The organism is Variovorax sp. AC194 (assembly GCF_979257995.1).
This window is the reverse complement of record NZ_OZ409823.1, coordinates 1-17,035: the sequence shown is the minus strand read 5'-3', so window position 1 is coordinate 17,035 and position 17,035 is coordinate 1. Positions and strand designations below refer to the sequence as shown.

Below are 17,035 nucleotides of genomic sequence, written 5' to 3'. Positions count from 1 at the left end.
CCACCGAGGCTACGATGCGGCGTCGCGCATCGGCCTCGTCGTTTGCCGTTCGCGCGCCGCACCGAACACCCACAACGGAGACACACAGCACCATGGCCCTGAACCTCACGCCCTCGACCAGCCTCCCCAGCGACGCCGACCGCGCCACCCTGGTCGGCCGCATCTGGCAACCCGATGTGGGCCCGGTGCTGGTGGCCGTGCACGAAGGCGGCCTGCACGACCTGTCGAAGCTCGCGCCGACCATGAGCGACCTGCTCGAAGCCAAGAGCTCGCCGTCCGCCGCCGTGCGCGATGCATTGAAGAGCGGCAAGGCACCGCGCATTGCCGCGCTCGATGCCGTGCTCGCCAACAGCGACGAAACCGCGCGCGACAACGCCAGGCCGTGGCTCCTCGCGCCGTGCGACCTGCAGGTCATCAAGGCCAGCGGCGTGACATTCGTTGCGAGCCTGCTGGAGCGCGTGATCGAGGAGCAGGCGCGCGGCGATGCCTCGCAGGCCGAGGCCACGCGCGCGGCCATCGGCAAGGTGCTGGGCGACAACCTCGCGGACATCGTGCCCGGCTCGCCCGAGGCCGCGAAGGTCAAGGAGGTGCTGATCGCACAGGGCGTGTGGTCGCAGTACCTCGAAGTGGGCATCGGCCCCGATGTGGAGATCTTCACCAAGGCCCCGGTGCTCGCCGCCGTGGGCACCGGCGCCGACGTGGGCATCCACTCGGGCTCGGTCTGGAACAACCCCGAGCCCGAGGTCGTGCTGGCCGTGAACAGCCGCGGCCAGACGCTGGGCGCCGCGCTCGGCAACGACGTCAACCTGCGCGACTTCGAAGGCCGCAGCGCCCTGCTGCTGGGCAAGGCGAAGGACAACAACGCCTCGTGCGCGATCGGCCCGTTCATCCGCCTCTTCGACGAACACTTCGGCATCGCCGAGGTGCGCCGCATCACCGTCGCACTCGAAGTGACCGGGCCCGAAGGCTTCGTGCTCGAAGGCGCGAGCTCGCTCACAAAGATCAGCCGCGATCCGCTGGGCATCGTCTCGCAGGCCGTCGGCATTCACCACGACTACCCCGACGGCTTCATGTTGTTTCTGGGCACCATGTTCGCGCCGACACAAGACCGTCACGGCCCTGGGCAAGGATTCACCCACGTCGTCGGCGACCACGTGCGCATCGGCGCACCGGAACTCGGCGCGCTGTTCAACCGCGTCGTGCATGCCGATCAGGCGCCGCGTTGGACTTTTGGCGTAAGCGCGTTGATGCGAAATCTTGGCGGGCGTGGTCTTCTGTAGTCCTTCCGTTTAACGTTGAAAAGAAGCTGTACTTCTTTGGGTTTCATTGCCCGAGCGTTGCATTCGGTTGCGGTTGACCACCGTTCCTGTTCCCCTCAAGATAACCAAACGTTGATGATGGTTAACTCAAGGGGGACCGGTTGTTGCCGAGTGAGATCGATCTGTTGCAGTCGCCTGTCCAAGGCCCGCTTCCATGCGGCGAAGATCTGGAATACGACCCCGATTTCATGGCGTTGCAGCAAGCGACGACCGGCAAGCGGGAGCAGCAATTCGGCGCGACGATCATTCCGGCCGAACCGCCCGACTGGGCGCGCGTGGAGCGCATCGCCAAGCAGTTGTGCGAACGCACGCGCGACCTGCGGGTGCTGGTTCCGCTGACCCTTGCATGGACTGAAACGCGCGGCCTCTCCGGTTATGTCGATGGCCTCCGGCTGGTCGATGCGGTGCTGCAGAAATTCTGGAACGACGTGCATCCGCGCGTCGTCGACGACGGTTTCGAAGACCCGCTGCCGCGCATGAATGCGCTGGCCGCGCTGGCCGAAGCCGAAGGCCTGGGGCGCAGCGTGCGCGATGCGCGGCTGCTCGACGACGGCGGCTCGTCGGTGAGCCTGCGGCAGGTCGAAGCCCTGCTCGATTCGAGCAAGGCCGAGCAGATCGACTACCCCGGCGGCATCGGCCGGTTGCGTGAGGCGGCGCGGCGCGCGCACGAGAAAGCCACGCCGCAGGTGGTGGCCCTGCGCGCGGCGCTGGAGCTGCTGCAGCGCATTCGCGAGACTTCCGAGCGGGCGCTCGGGCAGAGCTGGGCGCCGGATTTTTCGAGGCTCGAGCGTTCGCTTCGCACCGTGGTGCAGCTGATGCCCGAGCAGGCACCGCCCGAGCCTGCGGCGAGCGTTTCGCATGAAGCCGATGCGCATGCGCAAGGCGCTTCGCAGAGCACCGCCGCGGGGACAAGCACCGCCGTTCCCGGTACCGCAAATGTCGGCGCAGGCCTACGCGCAATAAGTATTAAAGAGATTGAAATATCGAGCCGTGATGATGTGCAGGTGTTGTTGGAGAAGGCTTGCCAGTTCATGGAGCGCACGGAGCCCAGTCATCCGGCGCCCATGCTGATACGGCGAGCGCAAAGACTCCTGGACCTGAACTTCTTCCAGATCATCGAAGAGCTCGTGCCCGAGGGATTGCAAAAGATAGAGAGCCTGGCCGGACGGCCGTTGAACGGCGGAGCCGCCCCGGAGTAGGCGGCCTTCGCCGCCGACAACGAGGGAGTCGAATTCAGCAAACACAGGCCGCCAGGTCCGACCCACGCATTCAGTTTCAAGAGGAAGCTTATGGCAGACAACCGTGTCAGAAACAGTGGTCAGAAGTTCATCGCGCGGAACCGGGCGCCGCGCGTGCAGATCGAGTACGACGTCGAGATCTACGGCAGCGAACGCAAGATCCAGCTGCCCTTCGTGATGGGCGTGATCGCCGACCTCGCGGGCAAGCAGATGGACCCGATGCCAGACCTGGCCGAGCGCGAATTCATGGAGGTGGACATCGACAACTTCGATGACCGCATGAAGTCGATCAAGCCGCGCGTGGCGTTCCAGGTCCCCAACACGCTCACGGGCGAAGGCCAGATGAACGTGGACATCACCTTCGACACGATGGACGACTTTTCGCCCGCGCGCATCGCGGGCCAGGTGGGCGCGCTGCAGCAGTTGCTGGCGGCGCGCACGGAGCTGTCGAACCTGCTCTCGTACATGGACGGCAAGAACGGCGCCGAGCAACTGATCGCGCAGGCGCTGCAGAACCCGGCGCTTCTCAAGTCGCTCGCCGCCGCGCCGAACCCGGCGGTCGCCAAGGCGGTCGATGCGGCGAACGAGAAAGCAACGGGCGCAACGAGCACCGCACCCGGCGGTTCTTCCGAGTAAGCGCCAAGCCACGCCAAGCCGAGCAACGCACAGCAAGCCGACAGGATCTCCACCATGAGCACCGCACCGAAACAGACAGCGCGCGCACAGGCCATCACGGTCGATGCGCTCGCGCCCAACGAGTTCTCCGACCTTCTGCAGCGCGAGTTCAAGCCCAAGACCGAGCAGGCGCGCGAAGCCGTGCAGAACGCCGTCAAGACGCTCGCCGTGCAGGCGCTGGAGAGCACGGTCACCATCTCCAACGATGCCTATCGCACTGTTCAGGGCATCATCACCGAGATCGACCGCAAGCTCTCCGAGCAGATCAACCAGATCCTGCACCACGAGGACTTCCAGCAACTCGAAGGCGCATGGCGCGGCCTGCACTATCTCGTGAACAACACCGAGACCGACGAGCAACTGAAGATCCGCGTGATGTGCGCCTCCAAGCGCGAAGTGGCGCGCTCGCTCAAGCGCCACAAGGGCATCGGCTGGGACCAGAGCCCGCTGTTCAAGAAGGTCTACGAGGCCGAGTACGGCCAGTTCGGCGGCGAGCCTTTCGGCGCGCTGATCGGCGACTTCCACTTCGACCACAGCCCGCCCGACGTGGAGATGCTCGGCGAGATGGCCAAGATTGCCGCGGCCGCGCACTGCCCCTTCATCGCGGGCGCATCGCCCACGGTGATGCAGATGGATTCGTGGCAGGAGCTGTCGAACCCGCGCGACCTCACCAAGATCTTCCAGAACACCGAGCACACCGCGTGGCGCAGCTTGCGCGAATCGGAAGACGCGCGCTACATCGGCCTGGCCATGCCGCGCTTCCTCGCGCGCCTGCCGTACGGCGCGCGCACCAACCCGGTGGACGAGTTCGAGTTCGAGGAAGAAACCGATTCGGCCGCGCACACCCGCTACACCTGGGCCAACTCGGCCTATGCGATGGGCGTGAACATCAACCGCTCGTTCAAGCAGTACGGCTGGTGCACCTCGATCCGCGGCGTGGAGTCGGGCGGCGCGGTGGAGAACCTGCCCACCCACACCTTCCCGACCGACGACGGCGGCGTGGACATGAAGTGCCCGACCGAGATCGCCATCAGCGACCGGCGCGAGGCCGAGCTCGCCAAGAACGGCTTCATGCCGCTGGTGCACCGCAAGAACTCCGACTTCGCGGCCTTCATCGGCGCGCAGTCGCTGCAGCAGCCGGCCGAGTACTACGACGCCGATGCCACGGCCAACGCGAACCTCGCGGCACGCCTGCCGTACCTCTTTGCGTGCTGCCGTTTCGCGCACTACCTCAAGTGCATCGTGCGGGACAAGATCGGTTCGTTCCGCGAGCGCGAGGACATGGAGCGCTGGCTCAACGACTGGATCATGAACTACGTGGACGGCAGCCCCGGCACGTCGTCCCAGGACACGAAGGCAATGAAGCCGCTGGCGGCGGCGGAGGTCCAGGTGGAAGCCATCGAGGACAACCCCGGCTATTACGCCGCCAAGTTTTTTCTCCGGCCGCACTATCAGCTCGAAGGGCTGACGGTTTCCTTGCGGCTGGTTTCGAAGCTGCCGTCCAACAAGAAGGACAGCAGCTAAATCAACGGTGCTCCACGAGGGCGCAAATAACTTTGGGGGTTACTCATGGCAGTAGACATGTTCATGCGCGTTGAGGGCGCGAACGGCGAATCCAAGGACTCGAACCACAAGGACTGGAGCGATATCAAGTCGTTCGCGTGGGGTGCGACGCAGCCTGGAAACATGGTCAGCGGCGGTGGCGGCGGTGTGGGCAAGGCGAGTTTCAACGACCTGCAGGTGCTCGCGCGCATCGACAAGGCGGCGCCTTCCATCATGAAGAACTGCGCGAGCGGCAAGCACCTGAGCAAGGTCGAGGTGTCGGTGTGCAAGGCCGGCGGCACGCAGATCGAGTACTCCCGCGTCACACTGGAGGAAGTGCTGGTCACCTCGGTGCAGTACACGGCCGAGCAGGGCGGCGACGCGGTGCTCGTGCAGTTCGCGTTCCAGGCGGCCAAGGTCAAGCAGCAGTACTGGGAGCAGACCGACAAGGGCGGCAAGGGCGCCGAGACCGTGCTGGCCTGGAACCTCAAGGAAAACAAGGAAGCCTGAGTCTTCCGTTGCAGTCATGCCGGGGGCAGGCCGCGCGAGCAACTCGCGCGCCGATGCAAAGAAAGCCCGCCTTCCGGCCGAGGATCGATCACCACCGCACGACGCGCGCGACCCGCGCGTCGTGTGCGAGTCAGTCAATGAGGAAGCTTCATGGGCGATGGGTTTGCAGTGCTGGGCGAGCGCTCCGTGGCCGAGCACACCGAATGGGTACAGCGGCAGATCCGCGCGAGTCCCCAGAACGCCAGCCTGCGCCTCGCCTTGTGCCATTTCCTCGCGTTGCGCGGCGAATGGCAGCGGGCTGAAGACCAGCTCAAGCTCGCCGCGAAGATCGATCCCTCTTTCGCGCCGGCCAGCGCCACCTGCGCGATGGCGCTGGCGGCCGAGCGCCATCGCACCGATTTCTGGAATGGGAACGGCGGCCGCGCGCCGGCCGTCGTTGCCGGCCCCGCTGGCTGGGTCGACGGGCTGATCGCCGCGGCGGCGTTGCCGCCCGAGCAGGGCGACGAAGCGGCTGCATTGCGCGAAGCAGCGCGGCAGGACGCGCCCGCATCGCAGGGCACGCTGAGCGTGGTCGACCGTTCCGATTCGCGCGCCGTCGAAGCCATCGACGGCGAGCCGGTCGAGACCGCCGATTTCGCCTGGCTCTGCGATGGCGACGTGCGCATCGGCGCCGTGCTCGAACTCCTCACGCCTTCGGGCTATGCGTGGCTGCCGCTGCATGCGGTGCGCCGCCTGAAATTCAAACGCCCGCAGCACTTGGTCGACCTCTTGTGGGCGCCGGCCGAGATCGTGCTGCAGGACGGCCGCGGCCTCAACGGCCTGGTGCCGGTGCGCTATCCCGGCAAGCTCGACGGGCTCGACGACGACACCACGCTGGGCCGCCGCACCGACTGGCTGCCGCTCGCGGGCGAGGAGCAGTACGCGGGCATCGGCCAGCGCACGCTCATCAGCGAGGCCGGCGACCATTCGCTCCTGGATGTGCGGCTCGTCGAATTCGACGCGGCAACCGCGGAGGGCGCCGCACCGTGAGCACCCTGCTGCCCGCCAGCCGCGTGCCCATGGAGGCCGACGGCGATCCGCAGGAAAGCGTCGCACGCGACCGCCTGCAGCCTGTGCTGCTGGACCGCCTGACCGACAAGCAGCCGCAAAGCCGCCAGGAGCGCGCGGGCAGTTTCCTCATGAGCGGCAAGCTCCTGCGCGACTCCGTGTTGCGCGATCTGCAGTGGCTACTCAACACCACCAACTTCGGCGCGGACCACGACATCAACGCCATGCCGCGCGCGCGGCGCTCGGTCGTGAACTACGGCGTGCGCGGCTGGGCCGGCGGGCGCATGTCGGAGGTGGACTTCGCGGACGTCGAGGCGGCCATCCGCGCCTCGATCATCGACTTCGAGCCGCGCATCATGAAGGACAGCATCGACGTGCGCTGCGTGACCGATGCGACCGACCTGGAACACCACAACCTGCTCGCGCTGGAGATCCGCGGCACGCTGTGGTCGGTGCCTTACCCGATCGAATTCATCCTGCGCTCGGAGCTCGACCTGGAAAGCGGCCACATGATCCTGCGGCCCACGGGAGGCCTCTGATGGACGCAAGGCTTCTCGACTACTACAACCGCGAGCTCACCTACATGCACGAGCTCGGGGCCGAGTTCGCGCAGCGCTATCCGAAGATCGCGGGGCGCCTGGGCATGCGCGGCATCGAGGTCAGCGACCCGTACGTGGAGCGCCTGCTCGAAGGCTTCAGCTTTCTCACCGCGCGCATCCAGCTCAAGATGGACGCGGAGTTCCCGCGCTTCTCGCAGCGCCTCTTGGAAGTGGTGTACCCCAACTTCCTCGCGCCGCTGCCCGCGATGGCGGTGGTGCAGATCGACGGCAACCTCAACGAAGGGTCGCTGAAGGCAGGCTACGAGCTGCCGCGCCACACCATCCTGCGCGGCCGCATGATCAAGGGCGAGCAGACGGCCTGCGAGTTCCGCACGGGCCACGCCGTCACGCTGTGGCCCATCCGCATCGCCGAGGCCAGCATCGGCCCGGTGCCCGCGGAGATCGGGCATGCGATGCCGATGGTGGCGCGCCAGGCCAAGAGCGCGATCACCATCAAGCTCGAAGCGGTGGGCGGTGCGCGCTTTTCCGAGATGCCGCTCGACAGGCTCGAGTTCTTTCTCTCGGGCGCCGAGCTGCACGCGCTGCGCGTGCTCGAACTGGTGGCGCACCACAGCGTGGGCACCGTGTGCCGCAGCGGCCCGGGCGCCCAAGGCGGGTCCTCGCGCATCGTGCCGCTGGGCGACGAGGCGATCCGCCACGAAGGGTTCGATCCCGACCAGTCGCTGCTGCCCTACGACGCGCGTTCGTTCCAGGGCTACCGGCTGCTGCACGAGTACTTCGCGTTTCCCGACCGCTACCTCTTCTTCAGCGTGAAGAACCTGCGCGCCGCGGTCTCGGCCATGAGCGGCAGCACGATGGAAATCGTGATCCTGCTGGACCGCGCCGACGGCGACCTGGAGCGGCTGGTCGATGCCAAGCATTTCTCGCTCTTCTGCACGCCCATCATCAACCTCGTGCCGCGCAGGAGCGACCGCATTCCGGTCGGCCCCGGCCAGCACGAGCACCACGCGGTGATCGACCGCACGCGGCCGCGCGACTTCGAGATCTTCACCGTCGAGCGCGTCACCGGCCACATGGCCAACGGCTCGGAGGAGCGGGAGTTCCGCCCCTTCCTCGGCTCGTTCGCGACCGACGACGGCGACTTCGGCGCCTACTTCTCGCTGCGCCGCGAGCCGCGCCTGGTGTCCGACCGCGCCCGCGCGCAGGGCACGCGCACCAGCTACACCGGCAGCGAGGTGTATGTGTCGCTGGTGGACCAGCACGACGCACCGTTTCCGCACAGCCTGCGGCACATCACGCTCGATGCGCTGTGCACCAACCGCGACCTGCCGCTGTTGCTGCCCACGGGGCTCGAATCGGATTTCACGCTGCGCATCTCGGCGCCCGTGCGCGCGATCCGCATCCTGCGCGGCCCGTCGCGGCCGTACCCCGCGCTCGCGGAAGGCGCGCTCACCTGGCGGCTCATCAGCCACCTGGGCCTCAATTACCTGAGCCTCACCGACGTCGATGCCGCGCAGGGCGCCGCCGCGCTGCGCGAGATGCTCGACCTGTACGGCAACCTCGCCGACCCCGCGGTGCGCCGCCAGATCCAGGGCGTGCGCTCGATGGCGCTCGCGCCGGTGTTCCGCCGCCTGCCCGAGCCGGGGCCGATCGTCTTCGGGCGCGGCGTGGAGGTGGCGCTCAAGATCGACGAGGTCGCCTTCTCCGGCGCGAGCCCTTATCTTTTCGGCGCGGTGCTGGAGCAGTTCTTCAGCCGCCACGTGTCGCTCAACGCCTTCACCGAGTTCGCGCTCTCCAGCCTGCAGCGCGGCGAAATCGCGCGCTGGACCCCTCGGGTCGGGCGCCGCCCCGCCGTATGAGTGCAGCCGGCTTCTCCAACGGGATGTCGCACGCCGAGCAGGCGGAGGGCGAGGAATTGTTCGAGCTGCCTTCGGCCGATGAAACCGCTGGCCATGAGATGCGCGAGATCGCGACGGCGCCCCGCCGCGATGCGCTGCTGGCGGACCCCGCGCTCTGGGCCGGCCTGGTCGATCAGCCCTTCGAGCACGATCTCTTCATGCTGCTGCGCCGGCTCGATGCGCAAGGCGATCACCCGCTGCTGGGCCGCGCACCGCGCCCCTCGGACGAGCCGCTGCGCCTCGGGCAGGAGCCCTCGATGGCCTTCGCGCCGTCGAACGTGTCGGGCGTGGACGTCGATGGCGACGGGCCGCCGCGCATCTCGATCTATGGCTTCGGCTTGTTCGGCCCCAACGGACCGCTGCCGCTGCACCTGACCGAGTACGCGCGCGAACGCAAGCGCCACCACAACGACCACACGCTCAGCGCCTTCGCCGACCTGTTCCATCACCGGCTCATCCTGCTGTTCTACCGCGCGTGGGCCGATGCGCAGTCGGTCAACAGCCTGGACCGGCCCGACGGCCACCGCTTCGTCGATTACGTCGCGAGCCTCATGAACATGGGGCAACCGGGCCTGAAGGAACGCGACCGCATCGCCGACCATGCGCGCACCTTCATGGCGGGCCACCTCGTGCGCCAGACGCGCAACCCCGAGGGGCTGATCCAGATCCTGCGCCTGTACTTCGACGTGCCCGTGCGCGTCGAGGAATTCGTGAGCGACTGGGTGATGATCGACGAGCGGCAGGTGAGCACGCTCGGCCTCTTCGGGCGCAACCATCGCCTGGGCGGCGGCGCGACCATCGGTCTGGCGGTACGCGATGCGCAGAGCAAGTTTCGCCTGGAGCTCGGGCCGCTCTCGCAGCAGCAGTTCCGCGAATTCTTGCCGGGCAGCCGCAGGTTGCAGCAGGTGGTCGACTGGGTGCGGCAGTACGTCGGCATCGAGTTCGCCTGGGAACTGCGGCTCGTGCTGAAGAAAGAAGAAGCGCGCGGCATGCAACTGGGCAGCGACCAGGGCCTGGGCTGGGGCAGCTGGGTCGGCACGCGCCTCTCGGACACCGACGCCGGCGACATGCTGTTCGCGCCCGAGGCGCTGTATCCCCGCAATGCTTCGGCGGCCGATGGGCCTGCCGAATCCGCATCTTCCATGGCCCTATGACCGACATCCGCCGCGTCTCTCTTTTCTCCAAGCTCAATCCGATGCTCTACAAGGCATTGGAGACCGCCACCGCCTTCGCCAAGCTGCGCGGCAATGCGTACGTCGAGCTCGTGCACTGGCTGCACCAGATCCTGCAGCTGCAGGACAGCGACATGCTGCGCATCGTCAAGCGCGCGGGGCTCAACCTCGATGCGGTGGAGCAAGACCTCGTGCGCGCGCTCGACCGCCTGCCGCACGGCGCGACGTCGATCAGCGACATCTCCGAGCACGTGGACAACGCCGTCGAGCGCGCATGGGTGTATGCGAGCCTGCGTTTCGAGGCCACGTCGATCCGCGGCGCGTACCTGCTCGCCGGCATCATCAAGACGCCGGGGCTGCGCCAGGTGCTCTCGGGCATCTCGCGCGAGTTCGACAAGATCGTGCCCGACGTGCTGGTGGCGCAGCTCGCCGCGTGGACCGAAGGTTCGCCCGAAGACGACTACGACGCCGCGCCAGGCACGGGCACGGGCGGCGGCGCGCCCGCGGTGCAGCATCAGGGCGATGGCGCCCCGGCCGGCGGCTCGGCGCTCGCCAAGTACGCGAGCGACCTCACCGCCAAGGCGCGCGCCGGCGAGCTCGATCCGGTGTATGGCCGCGACGACGAGATCCGCCAGATCATCGACATCCTCATGCGCCGCCGGCAGAACAACCCGCTGCTCACCGGCGAGGCCGGCGTGGGCAAGACCGCAGTGGTCGAGGGGCTCGCTTCGCGCCTCGCTTCGGGCGACGTGCCACCCTCGCTCAAGGACGTGTCGCTGTGGGTGCTCGACCCCACGCTGCTGCAGGCCGGCGCGGGCGTGAAGGGCGAGTTCGAGCAGCGGCTGCGCCAGGTGATCGACGAGGTGGAGAAGAGCCCCAAGCCCATCGTGCTGTTCGTCGATGAGGTGCACACGCTGGTCGGCGCGGGCGGCACCGCCGGCACCGGCGACGCGGCCAACCTGCTCAAGCCAGCGCTCGCGCGCGGCCGGCTGCGCACCATCGGCGCGACCACCTGGTCGGAGTACAAGAAGTACATCGAGAAAGACCCGGCGCTCACGCGGCGCTTCCAGACCATCCAGGTGCATGAGCCCACCGAGCCCAAGGCGGTGATCATGCTGCGCGGCATTTCGGCGGAGCTGGAGAAGCACCACGGCGTGCTCATCCTCGATGCCGCGCTCGAGGCGGCCGTGAGCCTCTCGCACCGCTACATTCCCGCGCGGCAGTTGCCCGACAAGGCGGTGAGCCTGCTCGACACAGCCTGCGCGCGGGTCGCGTTGAGCCAGCATGCGTTGCCGGCCGCGCTGGAAGACTTGCAGCGGCGCATCGAGGTGCTGGGCATCGAATCGGGCATCGCGGGGCGCGAGGCGGCGATCGGCGTGGGCGAGCACCAGCGTGTCGAAGACATCGCGGCCCAAGTGGCGGCGGCGCAGGCCGAACTCGACCTGCTGGAGCAGCGGCGCCTGGAAGAGGCTGCGCTGGTCGAGCGCATCGTGGCGCTGCGCAAGTTGCTGTCGCCCGCGGCGGTGCCGGTGCAGGCCGAAGCCGAAGAAGAGACAGAAGAAGAGCGCGCCCACATCGCGCCCTCCGAGCCCGAGCGAACACCCGAAGAAATCCGCGCCGAGCTCGACCAGGCGCAGGACAAGCTCGTGCAGCTGCAGGGCGAATCGCCGCTCATCCTCGCCGCCGTCGATGCGCAGGCCATCGCCACCGTCGTGGCCGACTGGACCGGCATTCCCATCGGCCGCATGGTGCGCGACGATGCGCAGTCGGTGCTGCGCCTGGGCGAGATTCTCTCGGCGCGCGTGGTCGCGCAACCCGATGCGCTGGAGACCATCTCGCGGCGCATCCGCACCGCGCGCGCGCGGCTGGACAACCCCAACAAGCCCGTGGGCGTGTTCCTCCTGTGCGGCCCTTCGGGCGTCGGCAAGACCGAGACCGCGCTGGCGCTGTCAGAGGCGTTGTATGGCGGCGAGCAGAACCTCGTGACCATCAACATGAGCGAGTTCCAGGAGTCGCACACCGTCTCCACGCTGAAGGGCGCGCCGCCCGGCTACGTGGGTTATGGCGAAGGCGGCGTGCTCACCGAGGCCGTGCGCCGCCGGCCCTACAGCGTGGTGCTGCTGGACGAGATCGAGAAGGCGCACACCGACGTGCACGAGATTTTCTTCCAGGTGTTCGACAAGGGCTGGATGGAAGACGGTGAAGGCCGCCACATCGACTTTCGCAACACCGTGATCATCATGACCTCCAACGTCGGCACCGACCTGGTCATGCAGCTGTGCGAAGACCCGACCCTGCGCCCCGACCCCGAGCCGCTCGCGGCCGCGCTGCGCGAACCGCTCCTGAAGGTGTTCGCGCCCGCGCTGCTCGGGCGGCTGGTTGTAGTGCCTTATTACCCGTTGCAGGCCGATGCGTTGCATCGCATCATCCGTCTTCAACTCGACCGCATCGCCGCGCGGCTCACGGCGAACCACGGCATTACCTTGGACTACGACGACAGCGCCGTGGAGCTCGTGGCGCGCCGCTGTACCGCCATCGAGTCGGGCGGCCGGATGATCGATGCGATCCTCACGCACACCATCCTGCCGCGGTTGAGCGAGGAAGTCATCGGCGCCACGGTCAGTGCGCGCAAGCTCAAGGGCGTGCGGCTTTCGGCCGCTGGCGACGACTTCCACTACGAGTTTGCCGAGTGACACCAAAGCAAGGAGATCCAGCATGACCAGCAGAGTCGTGAAGGCCCACACCCCCTTGGGCGAAGAGCAGCTGGCGTTCCGCTCGATGCGAGGCACCGAGGGCTTGTCGCAGCTGTTCGAGCTGGAGGTGGACCTGCTGAGTGCGAGCGCGGCGCTGGACCTGAAGTCGGTGCTGGGCAAGGCGCTGTCGCTGGAGATCCAGACGGCGGGCGCGCAGCCGCGCTTTCTGAACGGCCAGGTGGTGCGCTTCTCGATGGTGGGTCGCGAGGGCGGCACGTCACGCCACACCATCTACCGCGCGAGCGTTCGGCCGTGGCTGTGGTACCTCACGCGCTCGAGCGACAACAAGATTTTCCAGAACAAGAGCGTGGTGGAAATCCTGGAGGAAGTGTTCGGCGACTACGGCTTCGCGTTCGAGAAGAAGCTGGGTGGCAGCTACCGGACGTGGGAGTACTGCGTGCAGTACGACGAGAGCGACTTCGCCTTCGTGAGCCGGCTGATGGAGCTGGAAGGCATCTACTACTACTTCAAGCACGAGAAGAACCAGCACACGCTGGTGCTGGCCGACGACATCGGCGCGCACGAGGCGATGCCTGGCTACGAGACCATCGACTACTTCGCGGCGGACCGCGACATCGGCGAAGACATGGAGGTCATCCGCGACTGGCAGCCCAGCGAGGAGGTGCGCTCGGGCAGCTACACGGTGGACGACTTCAACTTCACCACGCCCAAGGGCGAGCTGATCAACGTGCGCAACCAGCCGCTGGGCGGAGGCAACGCCAGCTACGACATGTACGAGTGGCTGGGCGACTACGCGGATGCGGGAGATGGGGAGCACTACGCGCGGGTGCGGCTGCAGGAGTCGCAGGCGCTCGCGCAGCGCAGCGCGGGCCACGCGACGGTGCGCGGCATGGCGCCGGGCTACACCTTCACGATGCGCAACTCGCCGCGCTCGCAGGACAACCAGGAGTACCTGGTGGTGGGCGTGTCGTACGCGCTGCGCGAGGGCGGCTATGCGAGCGGGGCGGCCAGTGGCGAATACAACTTCGACTTCGTGGTGCAGCCCAGCGCGCTGGCGTTCAGGGCGCCCAGGCAAACGCCGGTGCCGCGCACGAGCGGGCCGCAGACCGCAACGGTCGTGGGCCCGGAGGGCGAGGAGATCTGGACGGATCAATACGGGCGGGTCAAGGTGCAGTTCCACTGGGACCGCGTGGGCCAGCGCAACGAGAACAGCTCGCGCTTCGTGCGGGTGTCGCACATCTGGGCCGGGGAGCGCTTCGGGGGCGTGTTCACGCCGCGCATAGGGCAGGAGGTGGTGGTGGACTTCATCGGCGGGCGTGCCGACCGGCCGGTGATCGTGGGGCGCGTGTACAACGCGGACCAGATGCCGCCGTTCGCGTTGCCGGGCGAGGCGACCAAGAGCGGGATCGTGACGCGCTCGAGCAAGGGCGGCTCGGGCGCGAACGCCTTCGTGTTCGAGGACAGGATGGGGGCCGAGCAGATCCTGGTGCACGCCGAGCGCAACCTGGACGTGGAGGTGGAGGGGGACGAGACGCACACGACCGACAAGACGCGCACGACGCTGATCAAGGGGCATGAGTCGGCGACGTACGAGTCGGGCGAGGAGCGGCATATCACGGGCGGGGCCGTCGAGACCATCGACGGCGGGGAAGAGCGCACGGTGACGGGCGGTGCGACCGAGACGGTGACGGGTGGGGAGACGCGCACGATCACGGGCGGGGCGACCGAGACCATCACGGGCGGGGAGACGCGAACGGTCAACGGCGGCATCACGGAGACCGTGAACGGCTCCGTGACCCTCACGGTGAACGGCACCGTCGTGCGCATCGTGAGTGGCACCGACATCCGCATCACTGGCGGCGGGCGCATCGAGATCGTGAATGCCATCGATGCCAAGGTCGTCCTCGGGCCCAACATCACCGTGGTGGGCGGGCCGAAGATCGTGTTCGCACCCACCATCATCAAGCACGCGATCACCTACACGATCAACACGGTCAACTACGAGCTCATTGCCGACGTGGTGATCTACAAGACCCCGATCCACACGATCAAGACCGAAGATCACAGCCACTGGCGGCTGACCCGCTACGAGATCGATTCGTTCAGGGCGAAATCCCACGGCCAGGCCTTCGACATCTACGGCTACAAGCTCCAGGTCTGCCGGATCTTCTGGTCTGCCAATGGCTTCTTCACCAACGTGGCGGTGAAGAGCCGGATTCACTATGCAGGCAAGTACGCCCTCGGGTTCGTCGAGGTGAAGCAGCATTTGAAGACCCGCAAGCAAACGGGCGCGAAGTTCTCGCGTGGAACGATTTTCGTCAGGACCAACTGAGGCGTTGCCAGTGCAGAGGCCGCCAGCCGTTCGCCCTGGAGAGAGAACAAGGAGACGATAGCGATGGTGAGAATCGTGAAGGCCCACACCCCCTTGGGCGAAGAGCAGCTGGCGTTCCGCTCGATGCGAGGCACCGAGGGCTTGTCGCAGCTGTTCGAGCTGGAGGTGGACCTGCTGAGTGCGAGCGCGGCGCTGGACCTGAAGTCGGTGCTGGGCAAGGCGCTGTCGCTGGAGATCCAGACGGCGGGCGCGCAGCCGCGCTTTCTGAACGGCCAGGTGGTGCGCTTCTCGATGGTGGGTCGCGAGGGCGGCACGTCACGCCACACCATCTACCGCGCGAGCGTTCGGCCGTGGCTGTGGTACCTCACGCGCTCGAGCGACAACAAGATTTTCCAGAACAAGAGCGTGGTGGAAATCCTGGAGGAAGTGTTCGGCGACTACGGCTTCGCGTTCGAGAAGAAGCTGGGTGGCAGCTACCGGACGTGGGAGTACTGCGTGCAGTACGACGAGAGCGACTTCGCCTTCGTGAGCCGGCTGATGGAGCTGGAAGGCATCTACTACTACTTCAAGCACGAGAAGAACCAGCACACGCTGGTGCTGGCCGACGACATCGGCGCGCACGAGGCGATGCCTGGCTACGAGACCATCGACTACTTCGCGGCGGACCGCGACATCGGCGAAGACATGGAGGTCATCCGCGACTGGCAGCCCAGCGAGGAGGTGCGCTCGGGCAGCTACACGGTGGACGACTTCAACTTCACCACGCCCAAGGGCGAGCTGATCAACGTGCGCAACCAGCCGCTGGGCGGAGGCAACGTCAGCTACGACATGTACGAGTGGCTGGGCGACTACGCGGATGCGGGAGATGGGGAGCACTACGCGCGGGTGCGGCTGCAGGAGTCGCAGGCGCTCGCGCAGCGCAGCGCGGGCCACGCGACGGTGCGCGGCATGGCGCCGGGCTACACCTTCACGATGCGCAACTCGCCGCGCTCGCAGGACAACCAGGAGTACCTGGTGGTGGGCGTGTCGTACGCGCTGCGCGAGGGCGGCTATGCGAGCGGGGCGGCCAGTGGCGAATACAACTTCGACTTCGTGGTGCAGCCCAGCGCGCTGGCGTTCAGGGCGCCCAGGCAAACGCCGGTGCCGCGCACGAGCGGGCCGCAGACCGCAACGGTCGTGGGCCCGGAGGGCGAGGAGATCTGGACGGATCAATACGGGCGGGTCAAGGTGCAGTTCCACTGGGACCGCGTGGGCCAGCGCAACGAGAACAGCTCGCGCTTCGTGCGGGTGTCGCACATCTGGGCCGGGGAGCGCTTCGGGGGCGTGTTCACGCCGCGCATAGGGCAGGAGGTGGTGGTGGACTTCATCGGCGGGCGTGCCGACCGGCCGGTGATCGTGGGGCGCGTGTACAACGCGGACCAGATGCCGCCGTTCGCGCTGCCGGGCGAGGCGACCAAGAGCGGGATCGTGACGCGCTCGAGCAAGGGCGGCTCGGGCGCGAACGCGAACGCCTTCGTGTTCGAGGACAGGATGGGGGCCGAGCAGATCCTGGTGCACGCCGAGCGCAACCTGGACGTGGAGGTGGAGGGTGACGAGACGCACACGACCGACAAGACGCGCACGACGCTGATCAAGGGGCATGAGTCGGCGACGTACGAGTCGGGCGAGGAGCGGCACATCACGGGCGGGGCCGTCGAGACCATCGACGGCGGGGAAGAGCGCACGGTGACGGGCGGTGCGACCGAGACGGTGACGGGTGGGGAGACGCGCACGATCACGGGCGGGGCGACCGAGACCATCACGGGCGGGGAGACGCGAACGGTCAACGGCGGCATCACGGAGACCGTCGACGGCGACATCCTGCTGACCGTCAACGGCAGCACCATCCGCCTCTTAAGCGGCATCGACATCCGAATCACCGGCAGCGGCCTCATCGAAGTCGTCAACGCCGTGGACATCAAGCTGGTGACTGGCCCCGACGTCAAGACCATCGCGGGGCCCAAGATCGTCGTGGCACCCACGATCGTC

Annotated in this window: 12 protein-coding genes; all 12 read left to right on the top strand. The window is 67.2% G+C overall.

All coding sequences use genetic code 11. The annotated features are described in order from the left end of the window. Positions 1-92 precede the first annotated feature (92 nt). A complete protein-coding gene (locus ACZYRS_RS00060; protein WP_463417655.1) occupies positions 93-1,280 on the top strand; it encodes a fumarylacetoacetate hydrolase family protein in 1,188 nt (395 codons plus the stop codon). 140 nt (positions 1,281-1,420) lie between these two features. Continuing rightward, positions 1,421-2,518, top strand: coding sequence for a type VI secretion system protein TssA (gene tssA / locus ACZYRS_RS00055; protein WP_463417654.1), 1,098 nt, complete (start codon positions 1,421-1,423; stop codon positions 2,516-2,518). A 90-nt stretch (positions 2,519-2,608) separates the two neighbouring features. Continuing rightward, on the top strand, positions 2,609-3,193 hold the full coding sequence (gene tssB / locus ACZYRS_RS00050; RefSeq protein WP_198789408.1) for a type VI secretion system contractile sheath small subunit: 585 nt from the start codon (positions 2,609-2,611) through the stop codon (positions 3,191-3,193). Between the two features lie 54 nt (positions 3,194-3,247). After that, entirely contained in the window at positions 3,248-4,756 is a 1,509-nt protein-coding gene (tssC, locus tag ACZYRS_RS00045; protein WP_198789407.1) for a type VI secretion system contractile sheath large subunit, read from the top strand. 45 nt (positions 4,757-4,801) lie between these two features. Further along, on the top strand, positions 4,802-5,284 hold the full coding sequence (locus ACZYRS_RS00040) for an Hcp family type VI secretion system effector (protein WP_198789406.1): 483 nt from the start codon (positions 4,802-4,804) through the stop codon (positions 5,282-5,284). A gap of 150 nt (positions 5,285-5,434) precedes the next feature. Then, positions 5,435-6,313: a type VI secretion system accessory protein TagJ gene (locus ACZYRS_RS00035; protein ID WP_463417653.1), complete on the top strand. Its 879-nt coding sequence runs from the start codon at positions 5,435-5,437 to the stop codon at positions 6,311-6,313. A 29-nt stretch (positions 6,314-6,342) separates the two neighbouring features. Next, positions 6,343-6,870, top strand: coding sequence for a type VI secretion system baseplate subunit TssE (tssE, locus tag ACZYRS_RS00030; protein ID WP_198789454.1), 528 nt, complete (start codon positions 6,343-6,345; stop codon positions 6,868-6,870). Next, positions 6,870-8,750 carry a type VI secretion system baseplate subunit TssF gene (tssF, locus tag ACZYRS_RS00025; RefSeq protein ID WP_463417652.1) on the top strand — a complete coding sequence of 627 codons (1,881 nt, stop codon included), beginning with the start codon at positions 6,870-6,872 and terminating at the stop codon, positions 8,748-8,750. The genes tssE and tssF overlap by 1 nt, the downstream gene beginning before the upstream one ends. Then, positions 8,747-9,943 carry a type VI secretion system baseplate subunit TssG gene (gene tssG, locus ACZYRS_RS00020; protein ID WP_463417651.1) on the top strand — a complete coding sequence of 399 codons (1,197 nt, stop codon included), beginning with the start codon at positions 8,747-8,749 and terminating at the stop codon, positions 9,941-9,943. The genes tssF and tssG overlap by 4 nt, the downstream gene beginning before the upstream one ends. Further along, positions 9,940-12,654, top strand: coding sequence for a type VI secretion system ATPase TssH (tssH, locus tag ACZYRS_RS00015; RefSeq protein WP_463417650.1), 2,715 nt, complete (start codon positions 9,940-9,942; stop codon positions 12,652-12,654). Before tssG ends, tssH begins: the two co-directional genes overlap by 4 nt. A 22-nt stretch (positions 12,655-12,676) precedes the next feature. Continuing rightward, the gene (locus ACZYRS_RS00010; RefSeq protein WP_463417649.1) at positions 12,677-15,007 is read left to right on the top strand and encodes a type VI secretion system Vgr family protein; all 2,331 of its coding nucleotides are present in this window, start codon (positions 12,677-12,679) and stop codon (positions 15,005-15,007) included. 63 nt (positions 15,008-15,070) lie between these two features. Beyond that, a partial coding sequence (locus ACZYRS_RS00005) for a type VI secretion system Vgr family protein (protein ID WP_463417648.1) occupies positions 15,071-17,035 on the top strand: 1,965 nt, incomplete at its 3' end.

Coding starts and splice junctions, on each gene's coding strand:
- ACZYRS_RS00035 (WP_463417653.1), top strand. CDS start 5,435: ATGGGCGATGGGTTTGCAGTGCTGGGCGAGCGCTCCGTGGCCGAGCAC.
- tssC (WP_198789407.1), top strand. CDS start 3,248: ATGAGCACCGCACCGAAACAGACAGCGCGCGCACAGGCCATCACGGTC.
- tssE (WP_198789454.1), top strand. CDS start 6,343: ATGGAGGCCGACGGCGATCCGCAGGAAAGCGTCGCACGCGACCGCCTG.
- ACZYRS_RS00010 (WP_463417649.1), top strand. CDS start 12,677: ATGACCAGCAGAGTCGTGAAGGCCCACACCCCCTTGGGCGAAGAGCAG.
- tssB (WP_198789408.1), top strand. CDS start 2,609: ATGGCAGACAACCGTGTCAGAAACAGTGGTCAGAAGTTCATCGCGCGG.
- tssF (WP_463417652.1), top strand. CDS start 6,870: ATGGACGCAAGGCTTCTCGACTACTACAACCGCGAGCTCACCTACATG.
- tssG (WP_463417651.1), top strand. CDS start 8,747: ATGAGTGCAGCCGGCTTCTCCAACGGGATGTCGCACGCCGAGCAGGCG.
- tssH (WP_463417650.1), top strand. CDS start 9,940: ATGACCGACATCCGCCGCGTCTCTCTTTTCTCCAAGCTCAATCCGATG.
- ACZYRS_RS00060 (WP_463417655.1), top strand. CDS start 93: ATGGCCCTGAACCTCACGCCCTCGACCAGCCTCCCCAGCGACGCCGAC.
- ACZYRS_RS00040 (WP_198789406.1), top strand. CDS start 4,802: ATGGCAGTAGACATGTTCATGCGCGTTGAGGGCGCGAACGGCGAATCC.